The sequence below is a fragment of the Marinihelvus fidelis genome, from assembly GCF_008725655.1.
Taxonomy (GTDB): domain Bacteria; phylum Pseudomonadota; class Gammaproteobacteria; order Xanthomonadales; family SZUA-36; genus Marinihelvus; species Marinihelvus fidelis.
Map to the genome: position 1 here is coordinate 387,643 of NZ_VYXP01000005.1, position 17,176 is coordinate 404,818.

Annotated in this window: 16 protein-coding genes; 14 read left to right on the top strand and 2 right to left on the bottom strand. The window is 66.1% G+C overall.

What is annotated here, in order from left to right; all coding sequences use genetic code 11:
* The first annotated feature begins 1 nt into the window (after position 1).
* The 12 genes from F3N42_RS09685 (at position 2) to F3N42_RS09730 (ending at position 13,532) form a co-directional block, all read left to right on the top strand.
* Positions 2-838, top strand: a complete 837-nt coding sequence (locus tag F3N42_RS09685; RefSeq protein ID WP_150864225.1) for an SMP-30/gluconolactonase/LRE family protein — start codon at positions 2-4, stop codon at positions 836-838.
* A gap of 90 nt (positions 839-928) precedes the next feature.
* Positions 929-2,092 (top strand): beta-aspartyl-peptidase, encoded by a 1,164-nt coding sequence (gene iadA / locus F3N42_RS09690; protein WP_150864226.1) that lies wholly within the window; start codon positions 929-931, stop codon positions 2,090-2,092.
* A 7-nt stretch (positions 2,093-2,099) separates the two neighbouring features.
* A complete protein-coding gene (locus tag F3N42_RS09695) occupies positions 2,100-2,924 on the top strand; it encodes a cyanophycinase (RefSeq protein WP_150864227.1) in 825 nt (274 codons plus the stop codon).
* A gap of 94 nt (positions 2,925-3,018) precedes the next feature.
* Positions 3,019-5,826: a cyanophycin synthetase gene (gene cphA, locus F3N42_RS09700; protein WP_150864228.1), complete on the top strand. Its 2,808-nt coding sequence runs from the start codon at positions 3,019-3,021 to the stop codon at positions 5,824-5,826.
* The gene (locus tag F3N42_RS09705; RefSeq protein ID WP_150864229.1) at positions 5,816-7,531 is read left to right on the top strand and encodes a Mur ligase family protein; all 1,716 of its coding nucleotides are present in this window, start codon (positions 5,816-5,818) and stop codon (positions 7,529-7,531) included. The genes cphA and F3N42_RS09705 overlap by 11 nt, the downstream gene beginning before the upstream one ends.
* A 195-nt stretch (positions 7,532-7,726) precedes the next feature.
* Entirely contained in the window at positions 7,727-7,888 is a 162-nt protein-coding gene (locus F3N42_RS15615; protein WP_191621340.1) for a hypothetical protein, read from the top strand.
* Between the two features lie 78 nt (positions 7,889-7,966).
* A complete protein-coding gene (locus F3N42_RS15620; protein ID WP_191621341.1) occupies positions 7,967-8,107 on the top strand; it encodes a hypothetical protein in 141 nt (46 codons plus the stop codon).
* Complete coding sequence (locus tag F3N42_RS09710) at positions 8,104-9,186, top strand: hypothetical protein (RefSeq protein WP_150864230.1); 1,083 nt, start codon at positions 8,104-8,106, stop codon at positions 9,184-9,186. The genes F3N42_RS15620 and F3N42_RS09710 overlap by 4 nt, the downstream gene beginning before the upstream one ends.
* 151 nt (positions 9,187-9,337) lie before the next feature.
* Positions 9,338-10,516 (top strand): acetate/propionate family kinase, encoded by a 1,179-nt coding sequence (locus F3N42_RS09715; RefSeq protein ID WP_150864231.1) that lies wholly within the window; start codon positions 9,338-9,340, stop codon positions 10,514-10,516.
* A 4-nt stretch (positions 10,517-10,520) separates the two neighbouring features.
* The gene (gene pta / locus F3N42_RS09720; RefSeq protein WP_150864232.1) at positions 10,521-12,572 is read left to right on the top strand and encodes a phosphate acetyltransferase; all 2,052 of its coding nucleotides are present in this window, start codon (positions 10,521-10,523) and stop codon (positions 12,570-12,572) included.
* A gap of 82 nt (positions 12,573-12,654) precedes the next feature.
* The gene (locus F3N42_RS09725; protein WP_150864233.1) at positions 12,655-13,011 is read left to right on the top strand and encodes a hypothetical protein; all 357 of its coding nucleotides are present in this window, start codon (positions 12,655-12,657) and stop codon (positions 13,009-13,011) included.
* A 140-nt stretch (positions 13,012-13,151) separates the two neighbouring features.
* Positions 13,152-13,532, top strand: a complete 381-nt coding sequence (locus F3N42_RS09730) for a hypothetical protein (RefSeq protein WP_150864234.1) — start codon at positions 13,152-13,154, stop codon at positions 13,530-13,532.
* Positions 13,533-13,905: 373 nt separating this feature from the next.
* Here the strand turns inward: F3N42_RS09730 and groL are convergent, their stop codons facing one another.
* Together groL and groES are read right to left on the bottom strand one after the other, a co-directional pair.
* The gene (gene groL / locus F3N42_RS09735; RefSeq protein ID WP_150864235.1) at positions 13,906-15,555 is read right to left on the bottom strand and encodes a chaperonin GroEL; all 1,650 of its coding nucleotides are present in this window, start codon (positions 15,553-15,555) and stop codon (positions 13,906-13,908) included.
* A gap of 43 nt (positions 15,556-15,598) precedes the next feature.
* Positions 15,599-15,889 carry a co-chaperone GroES gene (gene groES, locus F3N42_RS09740; protein WP_150864236.1) on the bottom strand — a complete coding sequence of 97 codons (291 nt, stop codon included), beginning with the start codon at positions 15,887-15,889 and terminating at the stop codon, positions 15,599-15,601.
* Positions 15,890-16,152: 263 nt separating this feature from the next.
* On the opposite strand from groES, the gene F3N42_RS09745 reads away from it, so the two are divergent.
* Together F3N42_RS09745 and F3N42_RS09750 are read left to right on the top strand one after the other, a co-directional pair.
* Positions 16,153-16,638, top strand: a complete 486-nt coding sequence (locus F3N42_RS09745; RefSeq protein ID WP_150864237.1) for an RNA polymerase sigma factor — start codon at positions 16,153-16,155, stop codon at positions 16,636-16,638.
* Positions 16,635-17,159: a hypothetical protein gene (locus F3N42_RS09750; protein ID WP_150864238.1), complete on the top strand. Its 525-nt coding sequence runs from the start codon at positions 16,635-16,637 to the stop codon at positions 17,157-17,159. The genes F3N42_RS09745 and F3N42_RS09750 overlap by 4 nt, the downstream gene beginning before the upstream one ends.
* Positions 17,160-17,176 lie beyond the last annotated feature (17 nt).

A 17,176-nucleotide genomic window follows, 5' to 3' on the forward strand; every position in this document is an offset into this window, starting at 1 on the left:
CATGTCTGAATGGCGTTTTATCGTCCTGGCCGCCACCGTGCTAGCAACGCCGCTGGCCGCTGCCGAGCCCCGCCTGGAGAAGCTCTGGCAGACCGAGGCCACGCTGAAAGTGCCGGAGTCGGTGCTTTACGACGCGGCTCGCAAAGTGCTCTACGTGTCCAATATCGATGGCACCCAGCCCTGGGAGAACGACGGTGTGGGTTCAATCGGCCGCCTGGACCTGGACGGCAACATCATCGAAGTGGACTGGGTCGACGGCCTGAACGGGCCCAAGGGCATGGCCCTGGCCGGTGACCGCCTGTACGTTACCGATAACGACGCCGTGGTGACCATCGACATCGAAAAAGGCGCCATCATCGACCGGCTGCCGGTGCCGGACGCCGGCAATATCAATGACATCAGCCTGGGCGAGGACGGTGTGCTGTACGTCACCGATTCGAAGAAAGGCCTGGTACACGAACTGGCCGATGGCGAGTTCACCACCCTCGTCGACGGCCTGACGGCCCTGAACGGCGTGCTTTACAGCGATGGCGAACTGTTCTTCGTGGCCGACGGCGGCCTGCACCTGGTTGGTGACGATGGTGCGTACACGACGCTGGCCAGCGGCATTGAAGGCCGCGTGGACGGCGTGGAACGCATCGACGCCGATTCGTGGCTGGTGTCGTGCTGGAAGGGTCCGGTCTTCCACGTGACCCGGGACGGCGAGGTCACCCTGCTGGACGACGAGTCCGGCACGATCGTGGCCGCCGACATGGGCTATGACCCCGTCAACCGCATCGCCTTTTTCCCCGGCTTCTGGGAGAACACCGTGGCGGCTTACCGCCTCGTCATCGATTGACGCCGGGGCGCGTGATGCCGGTCTCACAATTGGCCGGTCATATGCCTTAAAATCTGCGCCTTGCTTACCAGCCCGCTGCGATACCCCCCAATGCTCAGCCTGATCGAGAACGCCGACCTGTATGCGCCCGAAGCGCGTGGCATCTGCCACCTGCTGGTCGGGGCTGGGCGCGTGCTTCACGTGGACCGCGAGCGGATTGACGTCGACGCCCGGCTGCTGGCCGAGCGGCTCGACCTGCAGGGCGCGCCGCTGGTGCCCGGCCTGGTCGACGCCCATGTGCATGTCACCGGCGGTGGCGGCGAGGACGGGTTTTCCACCCAGGCCATGCCGGTACCGCTCAGTGCTTACACGGCGCACGGCGTCACCAGCGTGGTCGGCCTGCTGGGCACTGACGATGAAACCCGTTCAACCGCCAGCCTGCTGGCGCGTACACGCGCGCTGCGCGAAGAGGGCCTGTCGGCCTGGTGCTGGACCGGCGGCTATCACCTGCCGGCGACCACGCTGACGGGCAGTGTGCGCCGCGACATCGTCAGCCTGGGGCCGGTCATCGGCCTCGGTGAAATCGCCATCTCAGACCATCGCTCCAGCCAGCCAACGCACGACGAACTGGCGAGGCTGGCGTCCGAAGTCCACGTGGCGGGCCTGCTCAGCCGCAAGGCCGGGGTCATGCACCTGCACCTGGGCGACGGGCCGCGTGGCCTGGAGCCGGTGCGTCGCCTGCTGGCCGAAACCGAGCTGCCGCCACGGATGTTTCACCCGACCCACGTCAACCGGCGCAAGGCGCTGTTCGAAGAGGCCTGTGAGCTGGCGCCCGGCGGCAGCACGGTGGATGTCACCGCGTTCCCGGTGGGCCCGGACGAGGACGCCTGGTCGGGAGCGGATGCCTGGGAACGCTTCCATGAAAGCGGCGCACCGGCCGGGCGCCTGACGGTCAGCTCCGATGGTGGCGGCTGCCTGCCGGTGTTCGACAACCAGGGCAGCATGCTGCGCATGGATTTCGCCACTTCGGCCGGGCTCACCGACACCCTGGCAGAGCTGCTGGGTCGCGGTCACGAACTGGCCGCGGTGCTGCCCTGCCTGACCCGCAATGTCGCCGAGCTGCTGCGCCTGCCGCGCAAGGGTCGCATCGCCGCGGGCATGGATGCGGACCTGGTGGTGCTGGATACCCGGCATCGCCCCTGCCACGTAATGGCGCGCGGGCGCTGGATGGTGCGCGATGGCCGCGCCCTTGTGACTGGAACTTTCGAAGGATAGACCGCTTATGCCGTCAGTACCCCAAGAATCCGGCCAGCGCGGCTGGCTGATCCCCATCGGCGGCGCCGAGGGTAAACGCAAGGACAGCGTCATACTCAAACGCTTCGTGGCGCTGTGTGGCGGCGAGGCGGCAAAGATCCTGGTCATCCCCACCGCATCGCAGCTGGACGAGACCGGCCCGGCCTACGTTGAATTGTTCGAGGAAATGGATGCCCGGGCCCTGTGCATGCCGGTCGAGACGCGCGAGCAGTGTTTCGAAGAACAGATCGTGGCCAAGCTGGATGTGGCCACCGGCATTTTCATGACCGGCGGTAACCAGCTTCGCCTGTCCACCATCCTGGGCGGCACGCCGGTGGCGCGCGCCATTCGCCGGCGTCATGCCGAGGGCGTGCCGGTCGCCGGCACCTCCGCGGGTGCGGCCATCATGTCCGAGCACATGATCGCCGGCGGTCGAAGCGGGCCTTCTCCGCGCGAATCCGGCGTCGAGCTCGCGCCCGGCCTGGGCCTGACCAACCGCGCCATCGTCGACCAGCATTTCAGCCAGCGTGGTCGCATGGGCCGGCTGTTGTCGGCGCTGTCGTTCAACCCCTTCATCTGTGGCCTGGGCATCGACGAGAACACCGCCGCGTTCATCAATGCCGATGGCGTGTTTGAAGTGGTGGGGCGCGGCACGGTCACGGTGATCGACCCTTCCGGATTGCGGCATTCGTCCATGAGCCGGGTGCGCAAGGCCCAGGCAGTGACCCTGACCGACCTGCGGCTGCACGTGCTGGCGGAAGGCGCGCGCTATGACCTGGAGAAGCGGGAAGCTTTGGTGACGGGTGACGGGTGACGGGTGACGGGTGACGGGTGACGGGTCAGCCTCCCTTTCACGTCCCTGGTAACACGGGTAACATTTCAGCCCCCCTGGCAACAATGGCCCGCGCATGAAAATCCTCGCCACCAACGTTTACGTGGGCCCCAACCAGTACGCGCACTTCCCGGTGATCCGTCACCAGGTCGACATCGGCGTGCTGGAACAGTGGCCATCGGCGAAGCTGGGCCCGGCGTTTATCGACGCCCTGGTCGACGCATTGCCCGGGCTGGCCGGCCACGGCTGCTCCTATGGCGAGCCCGGAGGTTTCCTGCGCCGGCTGCGCGAGGACGACGGCACCTGGATGGCCCATACCTGGGAACACGCCACCATCGAGTTGCAGAACATGGCCGGCTCGGATGTGTCCTTCGGGCGCACCCGCAGCATCGGCGACGTGGACAGCGGCCAGTACAACATGGTCTTCGAGTACCACCAGCGTGACGTGGGCCTGGAGGCGGCGCGGATCGCGCGCCAGTTGCTGCTCAGCCTGCTGCCGGCCGACCTGCGGGAGGCGCTGTCCGATTATGTTGACGGCGATTTCGACTTCGACGAAGAGCGTGACGACTTCATCCGCTTTGCGCAGCGGAAGGAGCTCGGCCCAAGCACCGCTTCGCTGGTGCGTGCCGCCGAGGAGCGCGATATTCCCTGGCTGCGGCTCAACGAGTACTCGCTGGTGCAGTTCGGCCACGGCAAGTACCAGCAGCGCATCCAGGCCACCATTACGTCGAAGACGCCGCATATCGCGGTTGAGATTTCCTGCGACAAGGAAGAAACCCATACGCTGCTCCGGGACCTGGGCCTGCCGGTGCCGCGGCAGATCGTGGTGACCCGCGAGCGGCGGGCGCTGGCCGCGGCGAACCGAATCGGTTTTCCGGTGGTGGTCAAACCGCTCGACGCCAATCACGGCCGCGGTGTGTCCATCAACCTGGTGGATGACGACCAGGTGCGCGTCGCCTACGAAAAGGCGCTGGAGTCCGCGCGCGGGCGCAGCGTGCTGGTGGAGTCCTTCATCGAAGGTTTCGACCATCGCATGCTGGTGGTCAACGGCGAACTCGTGGCCGTGGCCAAGCGGGTGCCCGGCCACGTGGTCGGCGACGGCCGGCAGACCATCAGCCAGCTGGTCGACGAGGTCAACCTGGACCCCAGGCGCGGCATCGGCCATGAGAAGGTGCTGACCCGCCTGGAGCTCGACCACCAGGCCGAACGCCTGCTGGCCAAGGCCGGTTACGACGCCGAAACCGTGTTGCCGCAGGGCGAGATATTCTACCTGCGCTCCACTGCCAACCTGTCCACCGGCGGCACCGCCATCGACATGACCGACGTGGTGCACCCGGACAACCGGGAAATGGCCGAACGCGCCGTTCGGGCGGTGGGGCTGGATGTTGGCGGCGTGGACTTCCTGACGCAGGACATTTCGCGCAGCTGGAAATCGATCGGTGGTGCCATCGTCGAGGTCAATGCCGCGCCCGGTTTCCGCATGCATGTCGCCCCGTCGGAAGGCGAGCCGCGCGATGTCGCGGGCAAGGTCATCGACATGCTGTTCCCGTCGGACACCCCGCATCGTATACCAATCGCGGGCATAACCGGCACCAACGGCAAGACCACGACGTCGCGCATGCTGGCGCATATTCTCAAGTCGGCCGGGCACGTGGTGGGCATGACCTCGACCGATGGCGTGTATATCGACGGCCGCCTGTCGGTGAAGGGCGACATGACCGGCCCGCAGTCGGCGCAGATCGTCCTGCGTGACCCGGGCGTGGATATCGCGGTGATGGAAACCGCGCGCGGCGGCCTGCTGCGCGCCGGCATGGGCTATCGGCACAGCACGGTCGCCGCCTGCCTCAACGTGTCTTCGGACCACCTGGGGCTGAAGGGTATCGATACCCTGGAGCAGCTGGCCGAGATCAAGCGCGTGGTGGTGGAAGTGGCGCAAGACACCGCGGTGCTGAACGCTGATGACGATCTGTGCCTGCACATGGCCGATTACTGCGAGGCCGAACACCTGTGCTACGTCACGATGAACCCGGCGCACGCGCTGGTGCGCGAGCACGTGCGCTCGGGCGGTCGCGCGGTGGTGCTGGAGCAGGGCATCAACGGCGACATGATCACGCTGTACGACAACGGGGCGCATTTCCGGTTGCTGTGGACCTACCTGATCCCCGCCACCCTGGAAGGCAAGGCCACGCACAACGTGCAGAACGCCATGTTCGCTGCCGCGCTGGCGCATGGCCTGGGCAAGTCGCTGGAGGACATCCGCCACGGCCTGCGGACGTTCAACACCACGTTCTTCCAGGCGCCGGGGCGCATGAACGTGTACGACGAACACCCGTTCAAGGTGATCCTCGACTATGGCCATAATCCGGCCGCGATGCGTGCCGTCTGCCAACTGGTCGACCGCCTGGAAGTGGCCGGCCAGCGTATCGTGGTGATCAGCGCACCCGGCGACCGCCGCGACGAGGATGTCCTGGCCATCGCCGACGAGGTGGCCGACCACTTTGATCATTTCATCTGCAAGGCCGACGACAACCGTCGTGGCCGCGGCGAGGACGAGGTGCCGCAGATGATGCGCGCCCGGCTGCTGGAGCGCGGCGTGGATGCCGGGGCCGTGGAGGTCATCCCCGATGAACCCGCCGCCGTTGCCGCGGCGCTGGAGCTGGCCCGCGAGGGTGACCTGCTGGTGATCTTCGGTGACAACATCACCCACACCTGGAAGCAGGTGATCAATTTCGACAGCGGCAAGGGATCGGATGACGATGCGCGCCAGGGGCAGAGTTATATCGAGGAGGACCCGGGTGCGTTCCGCCTGGAACATGGCGAGGAACTGATTCGCGACGAGCGCGGTGTGAGAATCGCCCGCCAGGACACCGAGGATGGTGACTGAGCCCGCGTTGCCGGAACTGACCGACAGCCGGCGCCTGACCGGCGCCAACCTGTTCTGGGATCGGCCCGCCGCCATCATCGACATGGCCTGCGGCGGCGATCCATCGGCCTTCATCGCGGCCTGGCAAGACGCCGTGACCAGGCTGCTCAAAGCCACGGGCCGTGGCGATGAACAACTCACTCACCGGACCTTCGACGGCGGCGCCAGCCTGCTGGTGAGCGCACCCATCGACGCGCTGTACAGCATGTGCGAACTCAACGAGGTGGCCTTCGGCGCCGCGCGGGCTACGCTTGGCGGCAAGGGGGCGGCGGATTTTTCCGCCGAGGCCGCACGGCTGGCCGGGCTGTTCGCCGAGGAGGCCAACCCGGCGCTGCTGGCGTTGCAGGCGACGGCCGCCCGGCATGGTGTGCCCTTCCTGTGGGACGACGACGCGGTTTCGGTGGGGCACGGCGCCGGCGCAAAGACCTGGCCGCCGGACCAGCTGCCCAGCCCCGAACACGTCGACTGGAACCGGGCCGGCGCCATCCCGGTCGCGCTGGTCACCGGCACCAACGGCAAATCCACCACCGTGCGCATGTCCGCCGCCATTCTCGCCGCGGCCGGCCTGCGCGCCGGCCTGACCTCCACCGACTGGATTCGTGTTGGCCAGACGATTCTCGACCGCGGCGATTACTCCGGTACCGGTGGCGCACGCACCTTGCTGCGGCATGCGGACACCGAGGTCGCGGTCCTGGAAACCGCGCGCGGCGGCCTGTTGCGCCGCGGACTGGGCGTCGACCGGGCTTCCGCGGCGCTGGTTACCAACGTGGCCGCGGATCACCTTGGCGACTACGGCATCAACACCGTCCCTGAACTGGTCGAGGCCAAGTTCATCGTCCGCCGCGCCCTGCACGGTGCTGCGCCGCTGATCCTCAATGCCGACGATGCCGGTTGCGTCGGTTTCGCCGCCGGGCTGGACCAGCCGCTGGCATGGTTCTCCCTCGACCCCGGCCATCCGCTGCTGCGTGCGCACCGTGAAGCGGGTGGACGCGCTGCCGTGCTGGAAGACGGCTGGCTGGTGCTGGCGGAAGGCGAGGCTAAACGCCGCATCATCGCTGCGGATGAGATCCCCGCGACCCTGGGCGGTGCGGCACGTCACAACATACAGAATGCGCTGGGCGCGATGCTGCTCTGCCAGGCGCTGGGCGTGGATGATGACGCGATTCGCACCGGCCTGGCGGCCTTTCGCGGTGACGCGCAGGACAACCCCGGACGCAGCAACTGCTTCGAAGCGCGCGGCGTGCGCATCCTGGTCGACTTCGCCCACAACGAGCACGGCATGCGCGCCCTGGCGCGGATGGTGGCGGCGATGCAGGCGCAACGGCGGGTGTTGCTGATGTCACAGGCCGGCGATCGCGCGGACCGGGATATCCGTGACATGGTGAACGCCGCGCTGGAGATGCACCCCGACCGCCTGGTCACCTGCGACCTGCCCGGCTACGAGCGTGGTCGCGCGCCGGGGGCCATACCGGCGCTGATCCGCGGGTTCGCGGTGGCCGCGGGCCTGGCGCCCGCCGCGATCGACATTTTCGCCGACCCGGTGTCATCGGTACGCGCCGTGCTGGACGATGCCCGCCCGGGCGACCTGCTTGTCCTGCTGGCGCTCAGCCAGCGCGACGACGTACTGCGGCTGATCGACAGCTGGCGAAACGCCGGGGCGACGTAGATCCCGTCTCCGGCGAATCTATCCTGGATTTGTCGTTATCCCATGTGAACCGGAAATGTCCGGCCCTACCGGCCGGCGTCCCGCACGGGAGACGAGTCCATGTTGCAGCGCCCTTTTCGACTACTTTTACTGATTCTGGCCGGTTTGTTGACCGGGTGCTCCGGAGGGCGGTTCTTTGATGGCGCGGTGACCGTTGTGTTCGACACGTTTGAGGAGAATGGTGATGACGTGCTTGTCAGCGGCACGGCCAGCGGTGAGATCAATCGCCATGAAACCATCGACGGGGAGGAAAACATGAATGACAGCCTGCCCGTCGACCTGCGTTTCAAGGCCACACTGAAGAAACTGGACACCTGAACCGGTTTTGGCGGAGTTACATTTCTTTTTCCGTTAGATCCCACAGGAACTGAACGGTAACGAAACAGGAACCACGTCATGATCCTTGAGCGCTACGAGATCCGCAGCGTCTACGAAGACCCGGACGACATCGACCGCAACACACGGTCCAGTTTCCGAACCATTGACGCGATGTCCGCAGATGTTCAGTTCCCGTATATCGCCGGAGGTGCACCATGACACTGATACGCTATGCCCTGGCCGTGTTCCTTGTGGCCGCCACATTACCCGCGCTGGCCGATACCGTGGACGACTTCACCGTGCCCATGGGCCCGATTACCGTTGGTCCCGGCGAAGAGCCGACCGAAGAAGAGGCCACCATGTTTGCCGCCGGGGTGCTGGGCGGCTTTCGTGTGCTGGTGCCGGTGGTCGATGAAGAGGCGCCCGCAAGCGACCGGGCCACAACATCGATCGTCGGGGGCGTCTTCGAGTGTGACCTGACAGCCACAAGCTTCGGCGGTGGCTGCACCGTCGGCTGGCCTGGAGATGAGGAAGGCGACTCGTTCGACTTCACGGAAGCCGGCGCCGTGGAGTTTGAAATCCTGGAAGCGGCGGCGGGCGCCATCGTCGCCGTGATCCTGATCAATGGCTCGGTATCTCTCAGTGACGTGATTTCCGGCGAGGAAACCAACGGCGCCGTGGCGTTCCTGGAGAATCCGGGGCCGGGTGTCTACTCGCTGCCCATCGAGCAGTTTTTCAACTTCTCAAACCCCACCGCGCCGTTTGATTTCACCACAGTGACGGTCGTCGCCATGAGCGTGGCCTTCGAGGAGTCCTTCAACGGCCTGGTGCGAATTGGGCCCGTCACTACCAGCGGCCCCATCGGCAATGGGCCGGACGTCGGCCCGCCGGATGACCCGCCGGCCGATGACGACCTGCGTCCCCTGCTGTCAGGCACCTACTACAACGCGGCCCGCGACGGCGAAGGGTTCCAGGTGACCGTGCTGGGCGAAACCGGCATCGAGGTCATCACGTGGTACACCTACCTCGACGGCCGGCAAGCCTGGCTGATCGGCACGGGTATCCGTGAAGGTGACCGCATTGCCTTCGATGACCTGGTCATCACGGAGGGTGCCGATTTCGGGCCGGACTTCGATCCGGGCGATGTCGTGCGTATTCCCTGGGGGTCGATCACGCTCGACTACTCGGACTGCAACACGGCGATGGCCACGGTGTCACCAAAACCGGAACTCACGTCGTTCGATGCATTTGAGGTTGAAGTGCAGAAGCTGGTGCCCGGGGAATGCCTGGCTGACTGACCGGGACAGGGGGCGATGCCAGGTCACTCGCGCCGCACGGCCGCAGTTCGATACGGTCATTGCGGCCATGGTTTTAGACCCCGAACCGTCATCAAGCGTGTAAACGATTGATGCTAGAGTGAAGGCCGTTGTTGATCCAGTGGGAAAACAGATGGCCGCATCGACCCCGGCGCACCACGTGCTGGTGCTCAACGCCGGCAGCTCGTCGATCAAGTACGTGGTGTTTGACGCCGGTGACCTGTCCGAGCGTGCGCGTGGCCAGGTCGAGCGCATCGGCGAGCCCGGTGGCGAGGCCGGCAACCACCGCCAGGCGCTGGCGCTGATCGTCGATGAGCTTGGCAAGGCGGGCATCGATGGCAACGACCTGGTCGCCGTGGGCCACCGGGTGGTGCACGGCGGCGAGGCGTTCACCGCGCCCACCCGCGTCAACGACGATGCCCTGCAGACGATTCGTGACCTGGCGTCACTGGCGCCGCTGCACAACCCGGCCAATGCCGACGGCATCGAAGTCGCGCGCCACGCCTTTCCGGGTATCCCGCACGTCGCCGTTTTCGACACGGCATTCCACGCCACCATGCCGGCCCATGCCTACCGTTACGCGGTGCCCGAAGCGGTCTACCGCGAGCATGGTGTGCGCCGGTACGGCTTTCACGGCACCTCGCACCAGTACGTGACCGGCGAGACGGCCCGGCGGCTGGGCTGCCCGGTGGACCAGGTGAACCTGGTGAGCCTGCACCTGGGCAACGGCGCCAGCGCCTGTGCAGTGCGTGGCGGCCGCAGCATCGACACGTCGATGGGCATGACACCCCTGGCCGGCCTGGTCATGGGCACGCGCCCCGGCGACATCGACCCGGGTGTGCTGTTGCACCTCGCCACGAGCGCGGGCTACTCGGCCGACGACCTGTCGGCGTTGCTCAACCGCGAAAGCGGCCTGAAGGGCCTGTGCGGCGCCGGCGACATGCGCGAAGTGCTGCGCCGCAGCGCCAGTGGAGACGAGGCCGCGGAACTGGCCGTGCGCAAGTTCTGTTACCAGGCGGCCAAGCAGGTCGGCGCCTACGCCGCCGCGCTGGGCCGCGTGGACGCACTGGTGTTTACCGCGGGCATCGGCGAGAACAACCCGGAAATCCGTGCCGGCATCTGCGCCGAGCTCTGCGCCCTGGGCATTCATGTCGACCCCAAGCGCAACGCGGCGCCGCAAGACAACGGTTTTGCCATCCATGCCAGCGGCTCAAAGATCGTTGTCTACGTGATTCCCACGCGTGAAGAGTTCGAGATCGCCCGCCAGACGCTGACTTTCGTGGAGGACACCGGGTCGTTTGTGACACCATGAGCGCATGACACGCAGCCTGTATATCACCTCGCCGGAAGGCGCCAGCGGCAAGTCCACGGTGGCGCTGGGCCTGACTGTCCTGCTGGGCCGCACCGTCGGCCGGGTTGGCATTTACCGGCCGGTGGCCCGGGCCGAGGATGGCTCGGACTACGTGTTGAGCCTGCTGCTGGACCAGGACGGCACCGACCTGGCGTACGAGGACTGCATCGGCGTCACCTACCAGGACGTTCACGACGACCCGGAAGCGGCGCTGGCGACCATCGTCAGCCGCTACCACGCCGTCGCCGAGCGCTGTGACGCGGTGTTGGTGGTGGGTACGGACTATACCGACGTGTCCGGTGCGGTCGAGTTCGAGATCAACGGCCGTATCGCCGCCAACCTGGGCTCGCCGGTGGCCCTGGTGGTGCATGGCCACGGCCGCAGTGCCGAAGAGATCGCCCGGGTGGTGCAGCAGACCAGCCACGAGTTGCGCCAGTTGCATGCGCGCCCGGCGGCCGTGTTCGTCAACCGCTGCACACCCGGCCAGGAGGCCGCCGTGGCCACGGCGCTGGCCGGACAGAACTGCGTCGGCATCCTGCCCGAAGAGCCGCTGCTCTCGGCGCCCGAACTGCGCCAGCTGGCACAGGCCGTGGACGGCGAGTTGCTGTCTGGCGACCAGGCCCTGCTGGCCCGTGAGACCCGCGGGCTGACCGTCGGCGCCATGACCATCCCCAACCTGCTTGATCGAATAGCTGAAGGTACGGTCGTGATCACGCCGGGTGACCGTGCGGATGTGCTGCTGGCGCTGGTGTCGGCGCATGTGTCGGAGGGTTTCCCATCGCTCGCGGGCATTATCCTGACCGGCGGCTTGGCGCCGGACCCGGCCGTGCTGCGGCTGGCCGAAGGCATGGGCGCGACGTTGCCAGTCATCCTGTCACCGCATGGCACCATCGAGACCGTGTCGCGCTGTTCGGCCACGCGCGGCCGCCTTACCCGCGACAACCAGCTCAAGGTGGATACCGCCGTGGCACTGTTCGACGCCCATGTCGACGCGGCGGCGCTGAAATCGTTGCTGGACCTGGCGCGCACCGACGTGGTGACGCCGCTGATGTTCGAATACGACCTGCTCGAGCGCGCGCGGGCGCTGGACCGGCACATCGTGCTGCCCGAGGGCGATGACGACCGCATCCTGCGTGCGGCCTCGACGCTGCTGACCCGCGGCGTGGTGCGCCTGACCCTGCTGGGTGACGAGCCGGCCATCCGCTCCCAGGCGGGTGAGCTGGGCGTTGATATCAGCGCCGCGCGGGTGGTTTCGCCCGGCGATCCCGCGATGGTCGAGCGCTTCGCAAAACGCTACCAGGCGCTGCGCGCCCACAAGGGTGTCACGCCGGAAGCCGCCTGGGACGCCGTCCAGGACGTCAGCTGTTTCGGCACCATGATGATCCTGGAAGGCCTGGCCGACGGCATGGTGTCCGGTGCCGCGCACACCACCGCGCACACGATCACGCCGGCGTTGCAGCTGGTTCGCACCGCGCCGGGGGTGTCGCTGGTGTCGTCGGTATTCCTGATGTGCCTGGCCGACCGCGTGCTGGTCTACGGCGACTGCGCCATTAACCCGGACCCGGACGCCAGCCAGCTGGCCGATATCGCGATCTCATCGGCGGCCACCGCCAGCCAGTTCAACATCGAACCGCGCATTGCCATGCTCTCGTACTCCACCGGCACGTCCGGTCGCGGCGAGGACGTCGAAAAGGTGCGCGAGGCCACGCGGCTGGTGCGCGAACGCGCCCCCGAACTTGTGGTGGACGGCCCGATGCAATACGACGCCGCCGTCGACCCGGACGTGGCCCGCTCGAAGGCGCCGGATTCGCCCGTGGCCGGGCGGGCCACGGTGCTGATCTTCCCCGACCTGAACACCGGCAACAACACCTACAAGGCCGTGCAGCGCTCGGCCCGGGCCGTGGCCGTGGGGCCGGTGCTGCAAGGCCTGAACAGGCCCGTGAATGACCTGTCACGCGGCGCCACGGTCAAGGACATCATCAACACCGTGGCGATCACGGCCATCCAGGCCGGGTGACAGGCCAGCCGGACTTGAATTAGCCCGCGTCCGGCTCCAACATTTGCATAGCCGCCATCCCGGCCCTAACGGACGTCGTGCCATGAGCCCATCCCATTCCAACCTGCGTTGGTCAGCCATCACGTTGCTGCTGGCCGCGCTCGTCTGGGTGGGGCAACTGGCAGGTGCGGCAGGGCAGCCTTACGCCACCGGTGAGCTGGCTGGCAAAGGCGCGCCAGGCGTCACCCACGTGGTTGAGTCGAACTGGGCCAGCCCGTTGCGGGGCGACCTGCCCGAGTGGGAGTCCGACCCGGACCCGCTCGTCGACACCGTTAACCAGCAGGGGCCGGATTCCGCGCGCTCCGTGCTCGTCATGGCCTTTCCGGACGTGGCGCCGGCCAACCGAACGCCTGTCACACCGGGTATCCGCGCCCCGCCGCGATTCTCCTTCTTCGCTTAATACAGACAACCCAGTCATGAACACGGGGCGAGCGTTTGCCCCGGCGGATAGCCGTCTTTCCGGGTACGAACCCGGACAGGCGACTGTCTGCAGCAAGCCCGCCGCGCCCGGATGGTGCCGGCGGGCCAAGGAGAAACCCAATGGAAGACCAGAAATCCAACATCGACACCACCACGCGGCGCGAACCATGCCGAAAACATGCCTCCGGGTCCTGGTGGTCACACGCGGCCTACGGCTTTGGCGTCAGCGCCCTGTTCCTGCCATTCATGGTGCCCGGTGTGCCGGCACGGACCCTGATCGTCATCTACTTCGTGCTGGTGACGACCGCGATGCTTGGGCTGATGGCCTGGGGCGTCGCGCGGGAAATCCGTGCCGGACTGCGGTCCCGGGGCCGTCGGCGAAGGCTGGTTCCTGGCCGGCATCACCTGGAGCACGATAATGCCCTGGTCGCACATGTCGTAGAACCGCCCGCCGTAACCGGGCGACAGCAGGGTGTTGAAGTTCATCGGCTCGAAAGATGACGGTTCGGCCAGCAGTTCGGCGGCGGCGTCATCGTCGCCGGTCGGCGAACCGGGATTGGGGTCGGTTTGCCGGGCCCCGGATGGGGCGGAGCTTGGCCATAAAAAAACCCCGCCTTGAGGGCGGGGTTTTTTTTGAACGTTGGGAACGCTGGGGTCAGAGTCGCGACTCTGACCCCGGGGTTGCCAGGGGCTGGCTTACATCATGCCGCCCATGCCACCCAAACCGCCCATGCCGCCCATGTCGCCNCCGGGCCCCGGATGGGGCGGAGCTTGGCCATAAAAAAACCCCGCCTTGAGGGCGGGGTTTTTTTTGAACGTTGGGAACGCTGGGGTCAGAGTCGCGACTCTGACCCCGGGGTTGCCAGGGGCTGGCTTACATCATGCCGCCCATGCCACCCATACCGCCCATGCCGCCCATGTCGCCACCGCCCATCGGCGCGTCTTCCTTCGGAAGTTCCGCGATCATGGCTTCGGTGGTGATCATCAGGCCGGCGATGGAAGCCGCGTGCTGCAGGGCAGAACGGGTCACCTTGGTCGGATCCAGGATGCCGGCTTCGATCATGTCGGTGTACTCGCCGGTGCCGGCGTTGTAGCCGAAGTTGCTGTCGCCTTCGCGAACCTTGTTCAGGATCACGGAGCCTTCTTCACCGGCGTTGCGGACGATCTGGCGCAGCGGCTCTTCCATGGCGCGACGCGCGATGGAGATGCCGACGTTCTGGTCGTCGTTGTCGCCCTTCAGGCCTTCGAGTGCGGCCAGCGCGCGGATCAGCGCGACACCACCGCCCGGGACCACGCCTTCTTCGACGGCGGCACGGGTTGCGTGCAGCGCGTCTTCAACGCGGGCCTTCTTCTCTTTCATTTCGACCTCGGTGGCGGCGCCAACCTTGATCACTGCCACACCGCCGGCCAGCTTGGCCACGCGTTCCTGCAGCTTCTCGCGGTCGTAGTCCGAAGAAGACTCTTCGATCTGCGCGCGGATCTGGCCGACACGACCTTCGATGGCTTCGTGTGAACCGGCGCCGTCGATGATGGTGGTGTTTTCCTTGGTGATCTGGATCTTCTTGGCAGAACCCAGCTCGTTCAGGGAAGCCTTCTCCAGTGACAGGCCGACTTCCTCGGAAATCACGGTGCCGCCGGTCAGGATGGCGATGTCTTCCAGCATGGCCTTACGACGGTCGCCGAAGCCCGGGGCCTTGACGGCCGCGACCTTGACGATGCCACGGATGGTGTTCACCACCAGGGTGGCCAGCGCTTCGCCTTCGATGTCTTCGGCGATGATCAGCAGCGGCTTGCCGGACTTGGCGACCGCTTCCAGGGTCGGCAGCAGGTCACGGACGTTGCTGATTTTCTTGTCGTGCAGCAGGATGTACGGGTCATCCAGCTCGGCGCTCATGGTGTCCTGGTTGTTGATGAAGTACGGGGACAGGTAGCCGCGGTCGAACTGCATGCCTTCCACGACGTCCAGCTCGTTCTCCAGGCCGGAGCCGTCTTCAACGGTGATGACGCCTTCCTTGCCCACTTTCTCCATGGCCTCGGCGATGATGTTGCCGATTTCGGTGTCGGAGTTGGCGGAGATGGTGCCCACCTGGGCGATGGCGTTGTTGTCGGTGCACGGGGTGGACAGGCCCTTCAGGCTTTCCACGGCGGCGATGACGGCCTTGTCCAGGCCACGCTTCAGGTCCATCGGGTTCATGCCGGCGGCCACGGCCTTCAGGCCTTCGGTCAGCATGGACTGGGCCAGCACGGTGGCGGTGGTGGTGCCGTCGCCGGCCACGTCAGAGGTCTTGGAAGCGACTTCCTTGACCATCTGCGCGCCCATGTTCTCGAACTTGTTCTCCAGCTCGATTTCCTTGGCCACGGACACACCGTCCTTGGTCACGGTCGGGGCGCCGAAGCTCTTGTCCAGAACCACGTTGCGGCCTTTCGGGCCCAGCGTGACCTTGACCGCGTTGGCAAGCGTGTTGACGCCTTTCAGCATCTGCTTGCGCGCGTCTTCACCAAAACGTACGTCTTTTGCACTCATTGCATAATCCTCGAAAGTTCTATGTTCGTTTGACGGGTCGTGATCAGGATTCGATCACGGCCATGACGTCTTCTTCGCGCATGACGAGCAGTTCCTCGCCATCGACCTTGACCTCGGTGCCGGCGTATTTGCCGAACAGCACCTTGTCGCCGGCCTGGATGTCCAGCGGGCGCTTCTCGCCGCTCTCCAGGATCTTGCCGTTGCCGACGGCCAGCACTTCGCCGCGGACCGGCTTCTCGGTGGCTGAGTCGGGAATCACGATGCCCCCGGCGGAGACACGTTCTTCTTCCATGCGCTTGACGATCACGCGATCGTGTAAAGGACGAAGGTTCATCTGGGTTAACTCCCTAAACAAGTTTTTGAATGAAATCTCGGCGAACCCGGTCGCGCCGGGCCCGCCTGAACCTGTGTTGCATCGCGCTTTTTCAACGCGTAAGCAACCTGCACCATCACGTGGGGCTGTGGACAATTCATTTCAAGGGCAATGGGGGCAACAAATTTCGGCGGCCCGCGAAAGAAAATCTGTAACCAAACGCGCGCTGCTGCGTATAGAGTCATGAACGCCGGACAAACACGAGATAAAAGGCCGCGGTAAGGATGAGCAGGGAGTACCAGAAATGGGTGCGTGAGCACCAGGACCAGGCATGGTCACTGGCGCGCTACCTGCTCAAGGACGCGGCCGAGGCCGAGGACGCGGTGCAGGACGCTTTCATCAAGCTCTGGAACCACCGCGAGGCCATCGACCCGGAACGGGTGAAGCCCTGGCTGATGAAGGTCACGCGCAACACCTGCCTGGACCGGCTGCGCCGGCGCAAGCCGGAGGACGAGGTGGCCGACGAACATGTCGTCGAACACCAGGGCCCGGCGGCCGGCGCCGAGCGCGGTGAGCTGGGGCGGTGGCTGAAGAAGGCCATCGAGGGCCTGAAGGAGCCGTATCGCTCGCTGGTGATCCTGAGGGATATCCAGCAGCACAGTTACGACGAAGTGGCACGGGCCACGGAATTGAGCCTGTCGCAGGTGAAGGTTTACCTGCACCGGGCCAGGAAGCAGCTGCGGGAGCAGCTGGCGGAGGTCAGACCATGAATGACATGGACCGATATGAACTGCAGATCAACGCGCTGGTGGACGGCGAACTGGACGAGGCCGAAGCCGCCGCGCTGAAGGCCGAGGCCGAGCGCGACCCGGCGCTGGCGAAGGCCATCATCGAGGCCTACGAGCTGCGCCAGCTGATGGCGTCGCTGCCGGACGAGCCGGCACCGCGGTCGCTGCGGCGCAAGCTGAAGGCGGTGCCGCGCGAACAGAAGGCGCTGGCGAAACCGGCCAGCTTCGGCCCGCGGTGGGCCATGGGCATGGGGCTGGCGGCGGTGCCGCTGGCCGTGATGCTGGTGGTCACGCAGCTGGGCCCGAAAGAACCATCGGCCGCCGAACTGGCGCAGGCCGAACGTGACCTGGTCGTGGCAATGGGGTACCTGCAGAAGGTCACCCGGGCCGCGAACCGGGAAATTGAAGACTCCATCGGTGACGGTTTCAGCCGGCCGGTGACTGAAGAAACCGTGCGGGCCGTGGCGGCGCCGTTCGACCTGGATAAGGAGCAAGACGCATGAAAACGTGGGGACTGAAA

Excerpts from the sequence above, each read along its gene's own strand:
- pta (WP_150864232.1), top strand. The coding sequence starts at position 10,521 with ATGACACGCAGCCTGTATATCACCTCGCCGGAAGGCGCCAGCGGCAAG.
- groL (WP_150864235.1), bottom strand. The coding sequence starts at position 15,555 with ATGAGTGCAAAAGACGTACGTTTTGGTGAAGACGCGCGCAAGCAGATG.
- F3N42_RS09705 (WP_150864229.1), top strand. The coding sequence starts at position 5,816 with ATGGTGACTGAGCCCGCGTTGCCGGAACTGACCGACAGCCGGCGCCTG.
- cphA (WP_150864228.1), top strand. The coding sequence starts at position 3,019 with ATGAAAATCCTCGCCACCAACGTTTACGTGGGCCCCAACCAGTACGCG.
- F3N42_RS09715 (WP_150864231.1), top strand. The coding sequence starts at position 9,338 with ATGGCCGCATCGACCCCGGCGCACCACGTGCTGGTGCTCAACGCCGGC.
- F3N42_RS09730 (WP_150864234.1), top strand. The coding sequence starts at position 13,152 with ATGGAAGACCAGAAATCCAACATCGACACCACCACGCGGCGCGAACCA.
- F3N42_RS09710 (WP_150864230.1), top strand. The coding sequence starts at position 8,104 with ATGACACTGATACGCTATGCCCTGGCCGTGTTCCTTGTGGCCGCCACA.
- F3N42_RS09725 (WP_150864233.1), top strand. The coding sequence starts at position 12,655 with ATGAGCCCATCCCATTCCAACCTGCGTTGGTCAGCCATCACGTTGCTG.
- iadA (WP_150864226.1), top strand. The coding sequence starts at position 929 with ATGCTCAGCCTGATCGAGAACGCCGACCTGTATGCGCCCGAAGCGCGT.
- groES (WP_150864236.1), bottom strand. The coding sequence starts at position 15,889 with ATGAACCTTCGTCCTTTACACGATCGCGTGATCGTCAAGCGCATGGAA.
- F3N42_RS15620 (WP_191621341.1), top strand. The coding sequence starts at position 7,967 with ATGATCCTTGAGCGCTACGAGATCCGCAGCGTCTACGAAGACCCGGAC.
- F3N42_RS09745 (WP_150864237.1), top strand. The coding sequence starts at position 16,153 with ATGAGCAGGGAGTACCAGAAATGGGTGCGTGAGCACCAGGACCAGGCA.
- F3N42_RS09695 (WP_150864227.1), top strand. The coding sequence starts at position 2,100 with ATGCCGTCAGTACCCCAAGAATCCGGCCAGCGCGGCTGGCTGATCCCC.
- F3N42_RS09750 (WP_150864238.1), top strand. The coding sequence starts at position 16,635 with ATGAATGACATGGACCGATATGAACTGCAGATCAACGCGCTGGTGGAC.
- F3N42_RS09685 (WP_150864225.1), top strand. The coding sequence starts at position 2 with ATGTCTGAATGGCGTTTTATCGTCCTGGCCGCCACCGTGCTAGCAACG.